Origin of the sequence: Streptomyces avermitilis MA-4680 = NBRC 14893 (genome assembly GCF_000009765.2) — a bacterium.
Taxonomy (GTDB): Bacteria; Actinomycetota; Actinomycetes; order Streptomycetales; family Streptomycetaceae; genus Streptomyces; species Streptomyces avermitilis.
Genome location: NC_003155.5, coordinates 3695792 through 3713812, shown reverse-complemented (window position 1 = coordinate 3713812; position 18021 = coordinate 3695792). Strand labels below are relative to the sequence as shown.

16 protein-coding genes are annotated in these 18021 nt (G+C 72.2%); 7 read left to right on the top strand and 9 right to left on the bottom strand.

The features are described from left to right. Positions 1-358 precede the first annotated feature (358 nt). From SAVERM_RS15400 to SAVERM_RS15380, 5 genes are read left to right on the top strand one after another with little or no spacing between them, the layout of a single operon-like run. Positions 359-3283 carry a sensor histidine kinase gene (locus tag SAVERM_RS15400; RefSeq protein ID WP_010984394.1) on the top strand — a complete coding sequence of 975 codons (2925 nt, stop codon included), beginning with the start codon at positions 359-361 and terminating at the stop codon, positions 3281-3283. Next, positions 3280-3783 (top strand): roadblock/LC7 domain-containing protein, encoded by a 504-nt coding sequence (locus SAVERM_RS15395; RefSeq protein WP_037648963.1) that lies wholly within the window; start codon positions 3280-3282, stop codon positions 3781-3783. Before SAVERM_RS15400 ends, SAVERM_RS15395 begins: the two co-directional genes overlap by 4 nt. After that, positions 3780-4196: a DUF742 domain-containing protein gene (locus SAVERM_RS15390; RefSeq protein ID WP_010984392.1), complete on the top strand. Its 417-nt coding sequence runs from the start codon at positions 3780-3782 to the stop codon at positions 4194-4196. The genes SAVERM_RS15395 and SAVERM_RS15390 overlap by 4 nt, the downstream gene beginning before the upstream one ends. Further along, on the top strand, positions 4177-4803 hold the full coding sequence (locus tag SAVERM_RS15385; RefSeq protein WP_010984391.1) for a GTP-binding protein: 627 nt from the start codon (positions 4177-4179) through the stop codon (positions 4801-4803). The genes SAVERM_RS15390 and SAVERM_RS15385 overlap by 20 nt, the downstream gene beginning before the upstream one ends. 27 nt (positions 4804-4830) lie before the next feature. Further along, complete coding sequence (locus tag SAVERM_RS15380) at positions 4831-6084, top strand: styrene monooxygenase/indole monooxygenase family protein (protein ID WP_010984390.1); 1254 nt, start codon at positions 4831-4833, stop codon at positions 6082-6084. Positions 6085-6088: 4 nt separating this feature from the next. Here SAVERM_RS15380 and SAVERM_RS15375 read toward each other — a convergent pair whose 3' ends face one another. The 4 genes from SAVERM_RS15375 to SAVERM_RS15360 form a co-directional block, all read right to left on the bottom strand. Then, entirely contained in the window at positions 6089-7504 is a 1416-nt protein-coding gene (locus SAVERM_RS15375; RefSeq protein ID WP_010984389.1) for a C40 family peptidase, read from the bottom strand. 103 nt (positions 7505-7607) lie between these two features. Next, positions 7608-7973, bottom strand: coding sequence for a hypothetical protein (locus SAVERM_RS15370; RefSeq protein ID WP_010984388.1), 366 nt, complete (start codon positions 7971-7973; stop codon positions 7608-7610). A 10-nt stretch (positions 7974-7983) separates the two neighbouring features. Then, positions 7984-8709, bottom strand: a complete 726-nt coding sequence (locus SAVERM_RS15365; protein ID WP_010984387.1) for a TetR/AcrR family transcriptional regulator — start codon at positions 8707-8709, stop codon at positions 7984-7986. 329 nt (positions 8710-9038) lie between these two features. Continuing rightward, entirely contained in the window at positions 9039-9974 is a 936-nt protein-coding gene (locus SAVERM_RS15360) for an AurF N-oxygenase family protein (protein WP_010984386.1), read from the bottom strand. Between the two features lie 150 nt (positions 9975-10124). Between SAVERM_RS15360 and SAVERM_RS15355 the strand changes: the two genes are divergently transcribed. After that, positions 10125-11231: a ferritin-like domain-containing protein gene (locus tag SAVERM_RS15355; protein WP_010984385.1), complete on the top strand. Its 1107-nt coding sequence runs from the start codon at positions 10125-10127 to the stop codon at positions 11229-11231. A gap of 75 nt (positions 11232-11306) precedes the next feature. Here the strand turns inward: SAVERM_RS15355 and SAVERM_RS15350 are convergent, their stop codons facing one another. The 5 genes from SAVERM_RS15350 to SAVERM_RS15330 all read right to left on the bottom strand — a co-directional run bounded on the left by SAVERM_RS15350 (position 11307) and on the right by SAVERM_RS15330 (position 17030). After that, a complete protein-coding gene (locus tag SAVERM_RS15350) occupies positions 11307-12764 on the bottom strand; it encodes a penicillin-binding transpeptidase domain-containing protein (protein ID WP_010984384.1) in 1458 nt (485 codons plus the stop codon). Positions 12765-12783: 19 nt separating this feature from the next. Beyond that, positions 12784-14151 (bottom strand): FtsW/RodA/SpoVE family cell cycle protein, encoded by a 1368-nt coding sequence (locus SAVERM_RS15345; protein WP_010984383.1) that lies wholly within the window; start codon positions 14149-14151, stop codon positions 12784-12786. 36 nt (positions 14152-14187) lie between these two features. Next, complete coding sequence (locus SAVERM_RS15340; protein ID WP_010984382.1) at positions 14188-15483, bottom strand: ATP-binding protein; 1296 nt, start codon at positions 15481-15483, stop codon at positions 14188-14190. After that, positions 15480-16370: a hypothetical protein gene (locus SAVERM_RS15335; RefSeq protein ID WP_010984381.1), complete on the bottom strand. Its 891-nt coding sequence runs from the start codon at positions 16368-16370 to the stop codon at positions 15480-15482. The genes SAVERM_RS15340 and SAVERM_RS15335 overlap by 4 nt, the downstream gene beginning before the upstream one ends. Positions 16371-16550: 180 nt before the next feature. Further along, on the bottom strand, positions 16551-17030 hold the full coding sequence (locus tag SAVERM_RS15330) for a protein-tyrosine phosphatase family protein (RefSeq protein ID WP_010984380.1): 480 nt from the start codon (positions 17028-17030) through the stop codon (positions 16551-16553). 124 nt (positions 17031-17154) lie between these two features. Here SAVERM_RS15330 and SAVERM_RS15325 point away from each other — a divergent pair, with 124 nt between their 5' ends. Continuing rightward, entirely contained in the window at positions 17155-17958 is an 804-nt protein-coding gene (locus SAVERM_RS15325; protein WP_010984379.1) for a nuclease-related domain-containing protein, read from the top strand. Positions 17959-18021: the final 63 nt, after the last annotated feature.

The following is an 18021-nucleotide window of genomic DNA, read 5'->3' as shown; positions in this document are numbered from 1 at the left end:
GGCCAGTCTGCACGAGCTCTTCACAAGGCTCACGAAAGGCTGGCAACGGTCGCCGAACGGGAACGACCCCGCAGGCCAACCGCCGGTTTTGCCATGGAATGATCTACTCCGGTGGAGCGTGGCGGCGAATACTGCCAAAGCGCGCCGCCGACGTCCAACCGGCCCGCCGTACAAGGCCGCCGCACGCGCCAGAGGAACTTGCCCGGCAACTCCCCACCGAGGTTCACTCCTTCGGGTGGCGGGTCAGGTGAAGTGAGATCACTGCCCACCGGCACTGGGAGGGTCGGGAGCCGTACCGGGACGACTACACCCCAGCTGACGGAACGTCACCCGGGCCCATGAGCAATACGAGTCAGGAATGCGAGCACCGGTGCAGAAGACGCGGCCTCGGCGCACAGGCAAGCAGACGGCCCCCGAAGAGGGCGCCTCGTCCGAGTCCGCGGGCAAGGGTCGTGCTGCTCATGTGCGCAATCGGCTCATCATCGCCGTCGCCGTGGTCGCGGCCGCCGTCGCGGGGGCCGGCGCCCCCTCGGTCGTCGCGGCCTCCGGCCAACTGAACGACTCCCAGAACCTGGTGACGCTCACCGGACAGACCCAGCAGGCGCTCACCCTCGCCCACTCCCTGGCCGACGAGCGCGACGAGGTCACCTCCTACGTGGCCGCCGGGCGCCCCAAGTCCAAGGCCCCCGCCGAGCAGCAGAGCGCCCGCGTCGACCGGCAGGTCGAGGAAGTGCGCGCGGACCCTGACGCGCCCACCGCGCTGCGCAAGGACCTCGACGCCATCGACGCCGTACGCAGAGCGGCGCTCACCGGCAAGAGCACCGCTCTCGAAGCGCATCAGGCGTACTCGGCCACCATCACCGAACTCCACGCCCTCGCCGAGGAGCTGGCCGAGCGACTGCCGCCCCGCGCGGGCTCCGGCGCCCACGCCCTCGCCGAACTCGACGGCGCCGTCCAGCAGTCCGCCGCCGCCCGCGGTCTGCTGCTGGCCGCCCTGAACATCCCGCGCTCCACCCAGACCACGATCAACCCGGCGACCGGTCTGCCGACCACCAGCGACAGCTCCTCGGCCGCCGACACCAAGCAGCGCGACGCCCTGACCGCCGCCGCCCAGCAGGCCGCCGTCCGCTCCGACGCCGCGATCGCCGACTTCCGTGACACCGCGCCCCAGGCCGCCCGCGCCTCGTACGACTCCACGGTCAACGGCCCCGAGGTCGCCTCCGCCGAGAAGTACCTCGCCGGCCTCACCGACCAGCCCACCCTCTCCGACTCCGAACTCGGCATCAGCGTCAAGAAGCTCGACGCGGCCCTGTCCGCCCGTGTCGAGCTGATGCGCGGCGTCGAGTCGTCCCTCTACGAGCACCGCGGCAAGGACCTCGCCCAGCTGCGCGACGACGACGTCACCGCGCTGGAGATCCGCGTCGCCCTGCTCGGCGCCCTGATACTGGTCACCCTCGGCATCGCGACCGCCATGGCCCGCACGCTCACCCGACCGCTCTCCGTCCTGCGCCGCGGTTCCGCCCGCCTCGCCGCCGACCCGGCCGCCGAGGAACCGGTCAAGTTCACCGGTCGGAACGACGAGTTCGCCCAGGTGGTGCGTTCCGTCAACGCGCTGCACGCGCACGCCGTCGCCCTGCACGAGCGGCAGACCACCCTCGAGGCGGACCGCAAGCACCTCATCGGGCAGCGGCAGACGATGGCCGACGACCGGGAGCAGCTGCGCGCCGAGATCGCGACGGCCACCGCCCACCTGGAGCAGGTCCGGCAGAGCATTCACGGCACCTTCGTCAACCTCGCCCTGCGCACCCTCGGCCTCGTCGAGCGCCAGCTCGCCGTCATCGAGGGCCTGGAGGAGCGTGAACAGGACGCGGACCGGCTGGCCACGCTCTTCAAGCTCGACCACTTCGCCACGGTCATGCGCCGCCACAGCGAGAACCTCCTCGTCCTGGCCGGTGCCGAGCACGTACAGCAGCACGCGGGCCCGGTCCCGCTCGTCGACATCGTCCGCGCCGCGGTCAGCGAGATCGAGCGGTACGAGCGCGTCCGCATCGCGGCGCTGCCGCCGCACGCGCACCTGGTCGGCTTCGCCGCCGACGACCTCTCGCACCTGGTCGCGGAACTCCTGGAGAACGCCACGTCGTTCTCACCGCCGGACGTCTCCGTCGAGGTCTCGGGCTGGCTCCTGGAGAACGGCGAGGTGATGCTCTCCGTGCAGGACGAGGGCATCGGCATGACCACCGAGCGGATGCGCCAGCTCAACTCCCGGCTCGCGGACTTCGATCCGGAGGACGCCTACGACCAGGAGAGCGGCGAGGGCCTCGGCCTCGGTCTGTACGTGGTGGCCCGCCTCGCTCACCGGCTCGGCGTCCGCGTGCAGCTGCGCGAGCAGAAGCAGGGTGGTGTCGCCGCGGTCGTCGTGCTGCCCGGGACACTGCTGGCCTCGGCCCCCGAGGCCGTCGTGTCCACCACCGGACCGCTGGCCGGCGGCGCCGCCTCACTGTCACTGCCGGGCGCCGACGCGGAGGCCAACTCCAACGTCCTGTACGCCCGCTCGACGGTCGCCGTACCGGACTCCACGGCCGCCGAACAGGACTCCCCGGATTCCCTGGATTCCCCGGATTCTCCGGACTCCACGGCCGTCGTGCCGGAGCCCGCGGCCGGCGAGGACCCGTTGATCGCGGCGGCCGAGCGGGCGGTGCGGGAGCGTGACGAGGACGCCGTAACGGGAGAAAGCGCCGGACGCGAGCCGGAGCCCGAGCCCGAGCAGGTGCCCGAGCCCACGTCCCCCGAGACCACGATGGAGCTGCTGGCCCCGGTACCCGCGGCCGAGGAACCCGCCCCGGCCGCCGGGCTGCCCGCGCGGACCGCCACCGACCCCTTCGCCATCGGGCCCGACGCCCACGAGCGCACTGTCGACGAGGGGGAGGCGCCGTCCGCGGCCGAGGAACCCGGCACCCCCCGCCTCACCGCCAAGGGTCTCCCCAAGCGCACCCCCAAGATCTCCGCTCCCGCTCCGGTACCGCGCCAGCGGCCCGGCGGGGTCGACGCCGAGGCCCTGCGCCGCAGGCTCGGCGGCTTCCACCAGGGCGCCAGGAGCGGTCAGCGCGTCATCGAGGCCGAGATCGCCGAGAAGACGGCCGAGACGAAGGCGCCCACGGACCGGCCCGCGGACCGGTCCACGGGCCGGCCCACTGATCGGCCGGCACCCGAGCACACCGCACCACACGGCACCGCACAGGACGTAGAAGCATCGGGGGGCACTGTCGAGGAGGCAAGCAGTTGACCGCGCCCAGTACCTTCGGCCTGAGCAGCGAAGCCCGCAATCTGCACTGGCTGCTGACGAACCTCGTCGAGGAGGTGCCGGGGCTGCTGTCGGTCGCGGTCGTCTCCTCCGACGGCCTGCTGCTGCTCTCCTCCGACCCCGGGCGGAACGCGGAGGCACGGGCGGGCCTGGAGGGCAGGCCCAAGGGCCCGCGAGGCTCCTCCGCCGACCTCGCCACCATCGTCTCCGGCATCGGCAGCCTCACCATCGGCGCCGCGAAGCTGATGGACTCCGGAGCCGTCAAGCACACGATGGTCGCGATGGACGAGGGCAGCGTCTTCGTCATGTCGATCAGCGACGGTTCACTGCTCGGCGTGCACGGCTCCGCGGACTGCGACATGAGCGTGGTGGCGTACCACATGGCGCTCTTCGTCGGCCGGGCCGGACATGTGCTGACGCCCGAACTCCGCAGCGAGCTTCGGAAATCACTGGAGGACGAGTCGACCGGGAGTGCCCGATGAGTACGAGCGACAAGTCCTCCGCGAACAAGCTCCCGGTCCGCGGTGGCGGCCGCAAGCCCGCCCGCGTACGCCCCTACTCGCTCACCGGCGGCCGCACCCGTTTCGGCCACGTCCTGCTCGTCGAGACCTTCGTGGCCGCACTGGAGGCCCCGGCTGAGCGGCGCGAACTCACCAATGGTTCACTCAACACCCGAGTGATGCCCGAGATGCGGGCCATCGTCGAGCTCTGCCGCCGTATGCGCACGGTGGCGGAGATCGCCGCGCTGCTGAGGATGCCGCTCGGCGTGGTCCGTGTGCTCCTCAGCGACCTCGCGGACCAGGGAAAGATCCGTGTGTACGGAACCGGTCATGGCCCCGGACAGCCTGACCGCGCTCTGCTGGAAAGGGTGCTGAGTGGACTCCGTCGTCTCTGACGTCTCTGATCTCGTCGAACCGGACGAGGAGTTGAAGGCCTGGCAGACGGACCGCACGCGCGCCCCGATCGCCACGAAGATCGTGGTGGCGGGCGGCTTCGGCGCCGGCAAGACCACGCTGGTCACCGCCGTCTCGGAGATCACGCCTCTCCAGACGGAGGCGCTGATGACCCAGGCCAGTGAGGACACCGACGACCTGACGGGGACGCCGGACAAGCTCACCACCACGGTGGCCATGGACTTCGGCCGCATCACGCTCGACGACGACCTGGTGCTCTACCTCTTCGGCACGCCGGGCCAGCAGCGGTTCTGGTTCATGTGGGACGACCTGGTGCGCGGCGCGATCGGCGCGGTCGTCCTCGCCGACACCCGCCGCCTGTCCGACTGCTTCCCCGCGCTCGACTACTTCGAGAGCTGCGGACTGCCGTACGTCGTGGCGGTCAACCACTTCGACGGCAGCGAGAAGTTCGAGCCGGAGGATGTGCGCGAAGCCCTCACCGTGCCTGCACACATACCTGTCATGATCATGGACGCGCGTCGCCGGATCTCGGTCATCGAGACCCTGCTGGCCCTGGTCGGCCACGCGCTGGAAGTAAGCCCGGAATAGGGCCGGTACGTAGGAGGCAGCACCCGCATGCGGAAGATACTCGTCGTCGGAGCCGGCCAGTCCGGACTCCAGCTCGCCCTCGGCCTCCAGTCGCACGGGTACGAGGTCACCCTGATGTCCAACCGGACGGCGGACGAGATCCGGTCGGGCCGGGTCATGTCGACCCAGTGCATGTTCGACACGGCGCTCGGGCACGAGCGTGATCTCCAGCTGAACTTCTGGGAGTCCCAGGCCCCGAAGATCGAAGGACTCGGCGTCTCGGTCGCGGCCCCCGGCTCCTTCGACCCCGGCCCCTCGCAGCGCGCCATCGACTGGGTCGGCAAGCTCGACGGGTACGCGCAGTCGGTGGACCAGCGGGTCAAGATGGCCGGCTGGATGGAGACGTTCGCGCAGCGCGGCGGCCAACTGGTCATCCACGGCGCGGCCGTCTCCGACCTCGACTACTTCTCCCGTGCCTACGACCTCGTGCTGGTGTCGGCGGGCAAGGGCGAGCTGGTGTCGATGTTCGGCCGCGACGCCTCGCGCTCGCCGTACAGCGAGCCGCAGCGCGCCCTCGCGGTCGCCTACGTCCACGGCCTGGGCCCGCGCCCCGAGCACCCCGACTACGACGCGGTCCGCTGCAACCTCGTCCCCGGCGTCGGCGAACTCTTCGTGATGCCGACCCTCACCACCTCCGGCCGCGCGGACATCCTGTTCTGGGAGGGCATCCCCGGTGGCCCGCTCGACGTCTTCAAGGGCGTCAACGACCCGGGCGAGCACCTCTCCCTGACCCTGGAACTCATGGAACGCTTCACGCCGTGGGAGTACGCGCGGGCCACCAAGGTCGAACTGACCGACGGGAACGGCACGCTGGCCGGGCGGTACGCCCCCACCGTCCGCAACCCGGTCGGCCGGCTGCCCGGCGGTGGCCTGGTCCTGGGCGTGGCGGACGTGGTCGTGGCGAACGACCCGATCACGGGCCAGGGCTCCAACTCGGCGTCCAAGTGCGCGGCCGCGTACCTCGCGTCCATCGTGGAGCACGGTGAGAAGGAGTTCGACGAGACCTGGATGCGGGCGACGTTCGACCGCTACTGGGACACGGCTCAGCACGTGACGAAGTGGACGAACGCGATGCTCGGCGTCCCGCCGGAGCACGTCCTGAACCTGATCGGTGCCGCGGGCGCCCTCCAGCCGGTGGCCAATCGTTTCGCCAACGGCTTCGACAATCCGGCGGACTTCGAGAACTTCTTCTACGAGCCGGAGAAGACGGAGGCGTACCTGGCCTCGGTGGCCGGGAGCTGACGGCTCAGACGCGGGCGCGGGCCGGCTGCGGCCGGGCGTGCCCGCGCGGCGGAACCACGGCGTGCCCGCGCGGCGGAGCCACGGCGTGCCCGCGCGGCGGAGCCACGGTGTGCCCGGGCGGCGGAACCACATGGGGTACGGCCCCGTGTCCCTTCGGGCCGCCCCTGCCCTTCGCGGGGACCTCGGGAAGGGCGGGCTCCTTCGCGGTGGTTCCGGGGAGCGCCAGCGGGGCGTAGTGCCTCAGGGGCTTGGCCCGCGGGTCCGGGCGGACCGCGCCCAGTACCGGGTTCGCCGCGATGGGGGACACCTTGACCTGGCTTCCCGGTCTGGGCGCCTGGACCACCATCCCGTTCCCGAGGTACAGGGCCACATGCGTGGCCTCGGGGAAGTAGATCACCAGGTCTCCGGGGCGCAGTTTCTTCAGCGGGACGTGCGGCAGCGCGGCCCACTGTCCCTGGCTGGTGCGGGGGATGGCGCGGCCCGCGTGCGCCCAGGCCTGCGAGGTCAGGCCCGAGCAGTCGTACGACTTCGGCCCCTCGGCGCCCCATTCGTACGGCTTTCCGAGCTGCTGCACGGCATAGCGCAGGGCCTTGTCGCCCTGCCGCGAGGGGATGCGAGCGCTGCTCAGCGAGCCCGACGCCACGAACTTCCGCTGCGCCTGGGCCTCCCCGTTCTTCTCGAACTCGACCAGCTCGGCGCGCTGGTCCGTGCTGAGCGTGGCGAGCCGTGCCTCGACCTGGTCGAGCCGTCCCTGGACGTCGTCCCGTTCCTTCTTCTGACGCTCGGCGAGGGTGAGCTGCCGGTCGAGCGCCGCCCGGGCCTCGCGGGCCAGCCGGTCGCTGCGCTGCTCGTTCCCGGTCAGCCGCTCCACCGTCTTGGCCCGCGCCTGCGCCAACTGCCCGATCACATGGCCCTCTTCGAGGGCGTGCTGCGGATCGCGGGCCAGCAGCAGGCGTACGTAGGGGGAGATGCCGGTGCTGCCCTGGTACTGCTGCCGGGCGAGCCGGCCCACGGCGCCGTGGCTGTCCTGGAGGGAGAGGCGGGCCTGGGTGAGCTGCCTGTCCAGGCGCGCGACCTCGGCCTGCTGCCGCCTCAGCTTCTCCGTGGTGGCGTTGTGGCTCTCGGTGGCCTGCTCGGCCTGCCGGTACAGCCGCTGAAGATCCGTCAGGAGGCGTCCCATGGAGGTGGCGTCGGAGACGTCGGGGCCCGCGGAACCGGGAGCGGTCGCGGTGGGGTCGGGAGCCGTCTCCGTGGTGTCCGGTGCCGTCGCCGTGGTGTCCGGAGCGGTCTCCGTGGTGTCCGGAGCGGTCGCCGTAGAGTCGGGGTCCGGGGGCGGGGCCGCCGTCGCTTGCCCGGGGGACAGCAGTGCGCCGGCCGTCATCGCCGCCGTACATACCAGTCGCAGCAACCTTCCTGACACTTCATCACCTCCGCTGCGGGACGGCCCCTCCGTCCCGCACGGTGAGCATCAGACGGGTGGGGACGGTCCGCGCGCGGTGTGTGGGCGGTTCGGCCCAAGGAAGTCACCCGTCGGCGGCGTCCGGCTTGCCGTCCGGCGTGGCGTCTGGCTTCCTGTCGGGCGCGGAGTCCGGTGTGCCGTCCGGCTGCGTGGCGGGCGTGGGGGCCGGCTTGGACCAGGGCCATCTGATGCGGCCGCCCCCGCTGTCCCCTTCGGGGTCGTACACGTACTTCCAGCCCTTGTGGAGGCCGAGCCGCTTGCTCTGCGCCGCTTGCTCGCGCCGGTAGACGAGCACGGTGGGCGGGCCGCCCGCCGCGTCCGGGACGGGGACCCGGTAGGTCTTCGGGGGGTGGCCGGTCGGACCGAGCAGGATCGGCAGGACGCGCCCGTCCAGGGGGCCGCCGACGAAGGGGGTGTCTTCGCTCTTCACCGCACCAGTGTCACAGCAGGTGGGTGGCGTCGCCGAGCACGGGCAGCACCCGCCGGACCAGTTCGCCCGCGGCCCCGTCGGCCGGCTCCGTCGCCAGCGCCGCGCGCAGGACGTCGGCGGTCTGGGCGTCCCGTCCCGCGGTGGCCGCCAGACAGGCCACGAACTGCTCGACGAGCCAGTCCCGCAACTCGTCCAGCGGCGGGTTCTTCTCCTCGTCGAGCCAGATGAGCGAGGCCGCCTCGACGGCGGTGATCCACATCCGGACGGTCATCCGCAGCCGCGGGCCGGGCTCCCGCACCTCCAGGTGGTCGAGGATGTGCTCGGCGGCGGCCCGCCGCACCCCGTCCACGATCGCGGTGGTCCGGGAGGTCTCGACGACGCTTCCGCCCTGGAGCAGGGCGCTGAAACCGGTGTCGTGCTGGTCGACGAAGGCGAGATAGCGGTCGAGTGCCCGGCCGAGCCGTCGGGACAGGGGCCCCTGCGGCGGCTCCGCGAAGCACTGCTCCAGCTCCTCGGCGGCGGACCGCAGGGCGGCCTCGTACAGCTGCTGCTTGCCGCCGGGGAAGTACCGGTAGACGAGCGGCCGTGACACCCCGGCGGCCTCCGCGACGTCGTCCAGCGAGACCTCCTCGGGCGCACGGTGCGCGAAGAGCGCCAGCGCGGCCTCCAGAAGCTGACTGCGCCGTTCCTCGACGCTGAGCCGGCGGTATGCGGGGGGTGGGGCCTGCGACGTCATGTACCGCAGCGTAACCGTGCCGTCGCGGGCCCAGACACCCGGCGCCGGTGCGGGCCCGCCCGGGGGACCGCACCCCGAGGCGGGCCCCGCCCGTGCCGGAAGCGCGGGTCTCATCGGGGGCTGTGCCGCCGGGCAGGCTCGTGCCGGGAGGCGCCGGGCTCAGGCATCCGGAATTGGTGCGGGTCCGGCCGGGGGCTGCGCCCCGAGGCGGGCCGTGGCGGAAGTACGGGCCTCACCGGGCGCCGCGCCGCCAGGCGGGCCCGCACCCCACCGGCCGCCGCGCCGCCAGGCGGACCCGCACCGCCAGGCAGGCCTGTGCCGGAACGTGCTCAGGCCAGCAACCCCGACGACTGCCACAGCCGCCGCCCCACGCCCCGCAGCACCCCGATGTCGTCCAGGAAGTCCGTCAGCCGTTTCGAGCCCGTCTGCATGACCTCCCGGCGGTGTCCGCTCGCCCGTACCTGGGCCAGCGCCTCCTGCTTGTCCAGGCCCACGTTGGTGTAGACGTCGGGGTTGATGAAGGCCAGCGAGAAGACGCGCGCGAACTCGCCCGACGTGACCCGGGTGAACTCCTGCGACCAGCGCGGGGCGGTGACCATCTGGCGGCGCAGCTCCTCGCGGGCGTAGCGCACGTGCCGGGCCTCCTCCACGACGTGGATGCGCGTGACCCCGCGGATCAGCGGCTGGACCCGCTCGTCGGGGAACGTCAGCCGCTGCATCCAGTCGAGCACCTCCTCGCCGAGCAGCGTCGCCGTGAAGGACCCGGGGGTCGTCGAGATCGTCTTGAAGAGCCGGCCGAGGTTCTGGTGCAGCCGGCTCACCGGGTAGTACGGCGTACCGCCCCGGCTGATCAGGCGCGCGAACATCTTCGAGTGGCGGCACTCGTCCTCGATCTCGGTCAGCGCGTAGCGCACATGCGCGCTCGTCGCCGCCTTGTCGTAGATGTGCCGCACCAGCAGCTGCATCAGGATGATCTCGAACCAGATGCCGAGCGAGGCGAGCGCCGCGGCCTCGTGCTGCGCGAGGGCCATCCGCTGCTCCTCGCCCATCCGCTTCCACAGCGGGGTGTCGTACAGCGACACCAGCTCCGGCGGCCAGAACCACTTGCCCTCCTCGAACGGCGCCTCCCAGTCCAGCTCCTTGTCCGGGTCGAAGGAGTGCTTGGCGGAAGAGTCGAGCAGCCGCTCGGCCACCTGCTCGCGGTCCTTGAGCAGGCCGAGCGCGTCGCGCAACCCATCGGCCACGCCCTCCGTCACAGTCGTCATCGCCGTCCCACCTCGTCGTACGGGTCACCGGTACCGGGGCTCACGGGTTACCTCCGGGCACCCCCTTATGAGACTGCTTGTCAGCAAGGTCGTCAATCCCCTGTGCGCGACTTGTTGACGACTCGTCTACCGCGTGTGAGCTTGGGATGTATGCCGACGCATGAGCTGTACGCCAAGGACCCGGGAGACTCCCACTGGCAGGTGCCGGCCTCGGGCGCGGCACGCTTCAGCTGGGAGTACGACGACGGACGCGACCGGCTCCTCGCCCTCTACCAGAAGGGCAAGGACAAGCAGTGGGACGGTCAGCGGCGCATCGACTGGGGCCTGGAGGTGGACCCGCACGATCCGCTCGGCACGCCCGACGAGGCGATGACCCTCTACGGGACGCCGTACTGGGCGAAGCTGACCGACCGCGACAAGGGCGAGCTGCGCAAGCACTACGCGTCCTGGCAGTTCAGCCAGTTCCTGCACGGCGAACAGGGTGCGATGGTGTGCGCGGCGCGCATCGTGGAGTCCGTCCCCGACCTGGACGCGAAGTTCTACTCGGCGACCCAGACGATGGACGAGGCACGGCACGCGGAGATCTACGGCCGCTTCCTGCACGAGAAGATCGGCATGCTGTACCCGGTCAACGACAACCTTCAGGCGCTCCTCGGGGACACCCTGCGTGACGCGCGCTGGGACATGCCCTACCTCGGGATGCAGGTGTTGATCGAGGGCCTGGCGCTCGCGGCGTTCGGGATGATCCGCGACACCACGGACAAGCCGCTGCCGAAGCAGATCCTCGCGTACATCATGCAGGACGAGGCCCGGCACGTGGCCTTCGGCCGCATGGCCCTGCGCGACTACTACAGCCAGCTCAGCGACGCCGAACTGCGCGAACGCGAGGAGTTCGTCATCGAGGGCTGCTATTTGATGCGCGACCGGCTGCGCGGCATCGAGGTGCTGGAGAACTTCGGCATTCCGCGGGCGGAGGCGGAGCGGTACAGCGAGCAGTCCGAATTCCTGCACCTCTTCCGCCAGTTGCTGTTCAGCCGCATCGTCCCGTGCGTCAAGGACATCGGCCTGTGGGGCAAACGCCTCCAGCAGGCGTACGTCGACATGGGCGTCTTCGAGATGGGCAACTCCAACCTGGACCTCCTGATGGCCCAGGACGAGGAGATCGCGGAACGACTGGACGCCGAACGCTTCGCCGCGGAGGAGAAGGAGCGGGTCGCGGAGGTGACGGAGGCGATCGAGGCGGGCACGGAGTCCTGACGCGCCCCGACACCCGGCTGCTTCCGTCATGGACCGGGCGGCAGCCCGGTCCAGGGGGCGTACTCCCGCCCCGTCTCACGACCTGAGCACCGCCTCCATCACCGCCTTCGCGATCGGCGCCGCGTCCCCGCCCCCGCTGATGTCCCCGCGGCGCGCCGACGCGTCCTCCACCACGACCGCGACCGCCACCGCGGGTTCCAACGCGTTGTCCGCCTGCGCCCAGGAGATGAACCAGGCGTACGGCGTACCGGAGTTGCCGATGCCGTGCTGGGCGGTGCCCGTCTTGCCGCCCACGGTGGCACCGCGGATCGCCGCGTTCTTGCCGGTCCCCTTTCGCACCACGTCCGTCATCATCTCCCGCAGCCGCGCGGCGGTCGACGGGTTCATCGCCTGGTGCAGGGTGCGGGGCGACGTCGCCGAGACCGTGCCGCCGGCGCTTGTCGTGGTCCGTTCCACCAGGTACGGCGACTTCACCGACCCCCCGCCCGCCACCGCCGCCGCGATCATCGCCATCTGGAGCGGGGTCGCCCGCGTGTCGAACTGGCCGATCGACGACAGCGCCAGCTGCGGCGCGTCCAGCTTCGTGTCGAAGTTGCTGGGAGCGACCGGGAACGGGATCCGCAACCCCTTGTCGTTGAAGCCGAAGTGCGCGGCCGTGGCCGTCATGTCCTTCAGGCCCACGTCCACGCCCAGCTTCGCGAACACCGTGTTGCACGACCACTCGAAGGCATAACGCAGGGACGCGTCCTCGCAGTCCTCCGCCTCGTTCGTCAGCGAGATCCTCGTTTCGGGCAGCGGATACGGGTCCGGGGACCTCGTCGGCGCGTCCAGATCCCTGATCACGCCCGCGTCCAGCGCCGCTGCGGCCGTCACCACCTTGAACGTCGAACCGGGCGGATACGTCTGCCGGATCGCCCGGTTGAGCATCGGCCTGGCCGGGTCGCCGTTCAGCCGGTCCCACGCGCTCGTGACGGCCGAGTTCGTCCCGGACAGTTCGCCCGGGTCGTACGACGGGGCCGAGACCAGCGCCAGGATCCGCCCGCTGGACGGCTCGATCGCCGCCACCGCGCCCCGCCGGCCGGCCAGCCCCTCGTACGCCGCGCGCTGTGCGCCCGCCGCGAGGGTCGTGACGACCTTGCCGCCCGGGTTCCGGTCGCGCGAGACGCCGTTCCACAAGGGCAGCAGCGACAGCATCGGGTCGGTGCCCGCGAGGATGCCGTCCGCGGCGTTCTCCAGGCCCGTCGTCCCGTACACCTGCGAGGCGAAGCCGGTGACCGGCGCGTACAGGGGGCCGTCGTGGTACGTCCGTTCGTAGCGGAGCTGCTCGCCGGTGTCCTTGGAGCCGGTGACCGGCTGTCCGCCGACGACGATGTCGCCGCGCGGCTGGCCGTAACGGGCGATCGTCGGACGGCGGTTGGCGGGGTTGTCGTCGTACGTGGACGACTGGACGATCTGCACCCGGGCCGCGTTGACCAGCAGGGCGACCAGGAGCAGTGCGCACAGGGCCGCCGCCCGGCGGATGTAGCGGGTCATCGCCCGGCCTTCCCGCGGCTCACGGCGCCGCCGTGCCGTCGTACTGGCTGCGCGCCGAGTCGCTGATCCGGATCAGCAGCGCCACGATGATCCAGTTGGTGACGACGGACGAGCCGCCCTGGGCCAGGAACGGCATCGCCATGCCGGTGAGCGGGATCAGCCCGGTCACCCCGCCCGCGATCACGAAGGCCTGGAGCGCCACGATCGAGGCGAGGCCGATGGCGAGGAGCCGTCCGAACGGGTCGCGCAGGGCGAGGCCGGCCCGGTAGCCGCGCTCCACCAGCAGCGCGTACAGCAGGAAGATCGCGGACAGGCCGGCCAGGCCCAGCTCCTCGCCCGCCGTCGCCAGGATGAAGTCCGACTTGGCGGCGAAGCCGATGAGGATCGAGTGGCCGAGTCCGAGTCCGGTGCCGAGCATCCCGCCGGAGGCGAACGCGAAGAGGGACTGGGCGAGCTGGTTGGGGCCCTGGCCCGCGTCGATCGACGCGAAGGGGTGCAGCCAGTCCTGGACCCTGCTGTGCACATGCGGTTCGAGCCGGCCGACGGCGAGGGCGCCGCCGACCGCGAGCAGCAGCCCCACCGCGATCCAGCCGGTGCGGCCCGTGGCGACGTACAGCAGCATCACGAACAGGCCGAAGAACAGCAGCGAGGTGCCGAGGTCCCGCTCCAGGACCAGCACGCCGAGGCTCAGCAGCCAGATGGCGACGATGGGGCCGAGCACCCGCCCGGTGGGGAACTGGAGCTTCCAGACGCGCCGGCCCGCGTACGTCAGCGCATGGCGGTTGGCCGCCAGATACCCGGCGAAGAAGACCGCGAGCAGCACCTTCGCGAACTCGCCCGGCTGGATGGAGAATCCGGCGATCCGGAGCCAGATGCGGGCCCCGTTCACGGCCGGGAAGAAGATCGGCAGGGTGAGGAGCGCGAGCGCGCCGACGACGCTGACATACGCGTAGCGCTGGAGGACGCGATGGTCCCTGAGCAGGACCACGACCGCGATGAAGAGCGCGACCCCGAGCGTCGACCAGTTGAGCTGGGCCGGCGCCGCGTGGTCGGCCGGGGTCTCCAGGTCGAGACGGTAGATCAGCACCAGGCCCAGGCCGTTGAGGAGCACGGCGATGGGCAGCAGCAGGGGATCGGCGTACGGGGCCCGGAAGCGTACGGCGAGGTGGGCGAGGAGGGCGAGCACACCGAGCCCGGCGCCGTAACCGGCGGCGCCGGGCGGGACGGTGCCCCGCTTCGCGAGACCGACGGCGCAGTAGCCGTACACGGACAGCAGGACGGCGACGACGAGGAGGCTGAACTCGATGCCACGGCGCCGGGGCAGGCGTAGGTCGGGAGCGAGCGGGTCCGCCACCGCCTTCGTTCCGGGCCATCCGGGCTGGATCATGTCCGGAACGTAGCAAGCGGGCGACCTGATGTCCCGTTATGTCGCGACAATCGGTCCATTGCGGTGCATGTGGGGGAGTGTCAGTGTCGCCAGCGCCCCGCCGTCGGGCGCGTTGGCGAACTCCAGCGGCGCGCCCAGCACTTCCGCCTGGCCGAGCGCGATCGTCAGCCCGAGCCCGTGCCCCTTCGCGCCGCCCTCCGTACGGAACCGCTGCGGCCCGTGCGCCACCAGGTACGCCGGATAGCCGTCCCCGTGGTCCCGCACCGTGACCACGGGTCCGTCGACCGTCAGCACCACCGGACCCCGCCCGTGCCGGTGCGCGTTCGCCACCAGATTGCCGAGCACCCGCTCGAGCCGGCGCCGGTCGGTCTCCACGCGCGCGTCGCGCACGACCCGGACCTCCGTCCGCGTCCCCGACGCCCGCACCACGCGCTCGGCCAGCGGCGCGAGCGGCTCCGAGTCCAGCTCGAGCCGCTCCCTGCGGGCGTCGAGCCGGGAGATCTCCAGCAGGTCCTCGGTGAGCGTGCGCAGTGCGGCGACCCGGTCGCGCACCAGCTCGGTCGGGCGGCCCGGCGGCAGCAGTTCGGCGGCCGCGTGCAGTCCGGTCAGCGGGGTGCGCAGCTCGTGCGCCACGTCCGCGGTGAACCGCTGCTCGCTCAGCAGCTTGCTCTGCAAGGTCGACGCCATCGTGTCGAGGGCGCCGGCCACCGCGGCCACCTCGTCCTGGGGGCGCGTCGGATCCTTCGTCCGCGGGTCGTTCACGCGCGCGTCCAGGTCGCCGGCGCTGATCCGCCGCGCCACCTGGGCGGTGCCGTGCAGCCGCCGGGTCACCCGGGTCACCGCGAACGCGCCCACCAGCAGCGTCGCGCCGATCGCCAGCGCCGACGACCACACGATCGCCCGGTCGAGCGCGTCGATGGTGTGGGCGCCCTGCGCGTAGTCGACCCGCACGGCGAGCGTGCGCCCGCCGTCGGCGGGGCCCGCCGCCCACATCGTGGGCTCCGGGTCGTTCCGGCCGACCATCGTGCCGCGCCGTCCGTCGGTGGCCAGTTCCTTCAGCCGCGCGGGCAGACCCGGCGGATCGATGTCCGCGCCCGGCGGCAGCCGGTCCCCTGCCTGGTACGCCGACGCCGCCTGCGTCAGCCGGTCGAGCGCGCGGCCGCGGGCCTCGCCGACGGTCTGGTCGGTGACCGAGACATGGACGAGTACGCCGAGCAGGGCGGCGAGGCCGCAGCACATCACCGTGATGAAGACGGCGGCCTTCCAGGCGAGGGCGGCGGTCCAGCGGGGGAGACGTCCCAAGAGGCCCACGCGCCGTCCGGCCGGGCTCATCGGGTGCTCTCCGACGGGGTCGGCGACCGGGCCGGCTCCGGTGTCGCAGGGGGCGACGGCGACGGCGTGCCCCGGGAGGCGGGCGGCGCGGTGCCCACGCGCAGGATCTCGTCGCGGGCCGCCAGCATCGCGTGCTGGTGCGCGTCCCACTGCCAGACCGTACGGAACTCGTACCCCGGCAGTATCGACGGCGAGCGGATGATCACCTCCCGGCCCGCCACCTCCACGCTGACCACGGCGTCCGTGGTGCTCATGACCTGCACCAGCTTGTGGTGCTCGAAGGTGTAGGCGCGCACGGCGAGCTGGTTGCCGGGAAAGCGGATGCCGAGCACCATGTCGTCCTTCCCGTCGCCGGTGAGATCTCGGTAGTACGCCTGGAGGATCGGGCAGGCGCGGCCCCGCGCGCCCTTCTTTCCGCAGTTCCCGATCTGCCGCACGATCTCGTGGTACGGCGCCTTCGGGCCGGTGTACTGGGCCGGGTGCGCGGCGATGTCGGCGCGCATCACGTCGACCGGGTCCACCTCGTGGATGTCGTCGCCGGGGGCCGTGACCCCCTTGACCGTCTCCGTGTCCGCCTCGCCGTAGTCGAGGGCCGCGGTGGTGGCGGCCGGCAGCTGGGGCCAGAGCTTCGTCGGGCCGACGGCCGTGGGGGTCGCGCCCGCGCCGCGCAGCCCGCCGGAGTCGCCGCAGCCGGTCGCGGCCGTCAGCAGCAGGGCCGCGGTGAGGGTGCCGAGGGCCGCGCGCCCGGCGCGGCGGAGGGCGCGGCGGGCGCGGCCGGTGGGGGAGGGGCTGAGGCCGGTGAGTGAGGGGCTGAGGCCGGCGCGTGACGGGCTGAGGCCGGCGCGTGAGGGGCTGCGGGTGGCGCCTGTGTGGCGGAGGGGCGGCACTGCACTCCTGCGTCCGGGCCGCCCCCGCCCCGGCGGGGGCTTACCTGCGGAGGTCGGCGTGCTGAATGGTTTCGTACACCATATTCATAGGGAAGTCCTTTTTGTTCACCAGTGGGGGCTCATTGCCCACCGGCGAACACCGACGTCCACCGACGTCCACCGACGTCCACCGGCGGGGCCTCACTCCGTCAGTTCCTCCAGCAGGCGGGCCGTGGGCAGCCCCGCCCGCAGGTACGCGACGAACAGGTCGTTGTGCAGTGCCCAGTGCGAGCGGCGGGTGCGGACGAGCCGTATCGCCTCCTCGGCGGAGCGGCCGGACCGGATCAGGGCGTGCGCCACGACCAGCCCCGAGCGGTTGTAGCCGTGGTAGCAGCGGACCAGCACCCGGCGGCCCTGCTCCAGCGCCTCGGCCGCGGTCTGCGCGAGCCGGATGACGCCCGCGAGCTGCGTCCCGTCCAGCGGGCCGTCCGGGATCGGCCACACATGGTGCTCGACGCCCTCGTCGGGGCCGTGGCCCGGCAGCCGCAGCAGCGTCAGGACCAGGTCGAACTCATCGCGTACGACGGCGAACTCCAGTTGCCCGGCGGGGCCCTGGAACTCGTGCCCGCCCATCCACAGACCGGGCACGATCTCGCTCCACGGGCTGTCCGGGGCCGGCATATCGGGTCGCTTCCTGCGGGTCCGCAACGGCGCCTCCCACTCACTCCCCCAACTGCTCCCAAAGGTAGCCGCCTTCTTGCTCCTGGAGCACCCGCCTGGTCCCATGGTCATGGGGTGATGGTGCATGAGCGGACTCCGCGTCGTACCGACCTGGCGACATGGTCAGGAGCGGCTGTACGTCTGCCTGGCGGACGGGAGGAACGTCGCCTGGTACGACCGTGAGGCGGCCCGGGTCAACGTGCTCGGCGAGGACTGGCGGGAGGACGTGCTCGACGCGCTCGGGCCCTTCCTGACCGGGCCGGTCACCGTGGGTCCGCCACCGGTGCCGACGCCCGCGGAGCTGGCCCGCCTCACCCTCCATCCGGACGACGACCTGGCGCCCAACCGGCCCGGTGAGGCGCTGGTGATCGACCTGGACCGCGACCCGGGTCCTGCGCACCGGCTGCGGCCGGATCCGCGGCGGCGGGCGCTGGCCGCCGAGCAGGCGGTCGGCGAGGCGCTGGACCGGCTCGAGGGGGCGGGGTGGCACACCCTGCACTCGGTGCCGCTGCCCGGAGGCGATCGCATCCACCATCTGGTGATCGGGCCGGGCGGCCTGTTCTCGGTCCACGCGCTGTACGCCCGCAAGCAGCGGGTGCTCGTCGCCGACCCGATGGTCGGGGTGGGGCGACGGGAGCCGCGGCCGGTGCTGCGGTGGGTGCGGGCCGACGCCGACCGCGCCTCGTACGCGCTGACGGCCGAGGTCCGTCCGGTGCTGGCGGTGGTGGGGCCGACCGCCCTTGATGTCACGGCTCCGCTGCGGGCGGTGCGGGTCCTGCGGGAGGCGGACCTGTCCGGGCTGGCGCGGCTGGGCGGGGTGCTCAAGCCGGCGGATGCCGAGGCGCTGCACGCGATGGCCCGGGACCGGCATACGTGGTTGCAGGTGTGAGACGCGCCGGCGAGCAGGCGCCGCTGAGGCGCTCAGACGCTGCTGATTGCCGCCCCGGCTGAC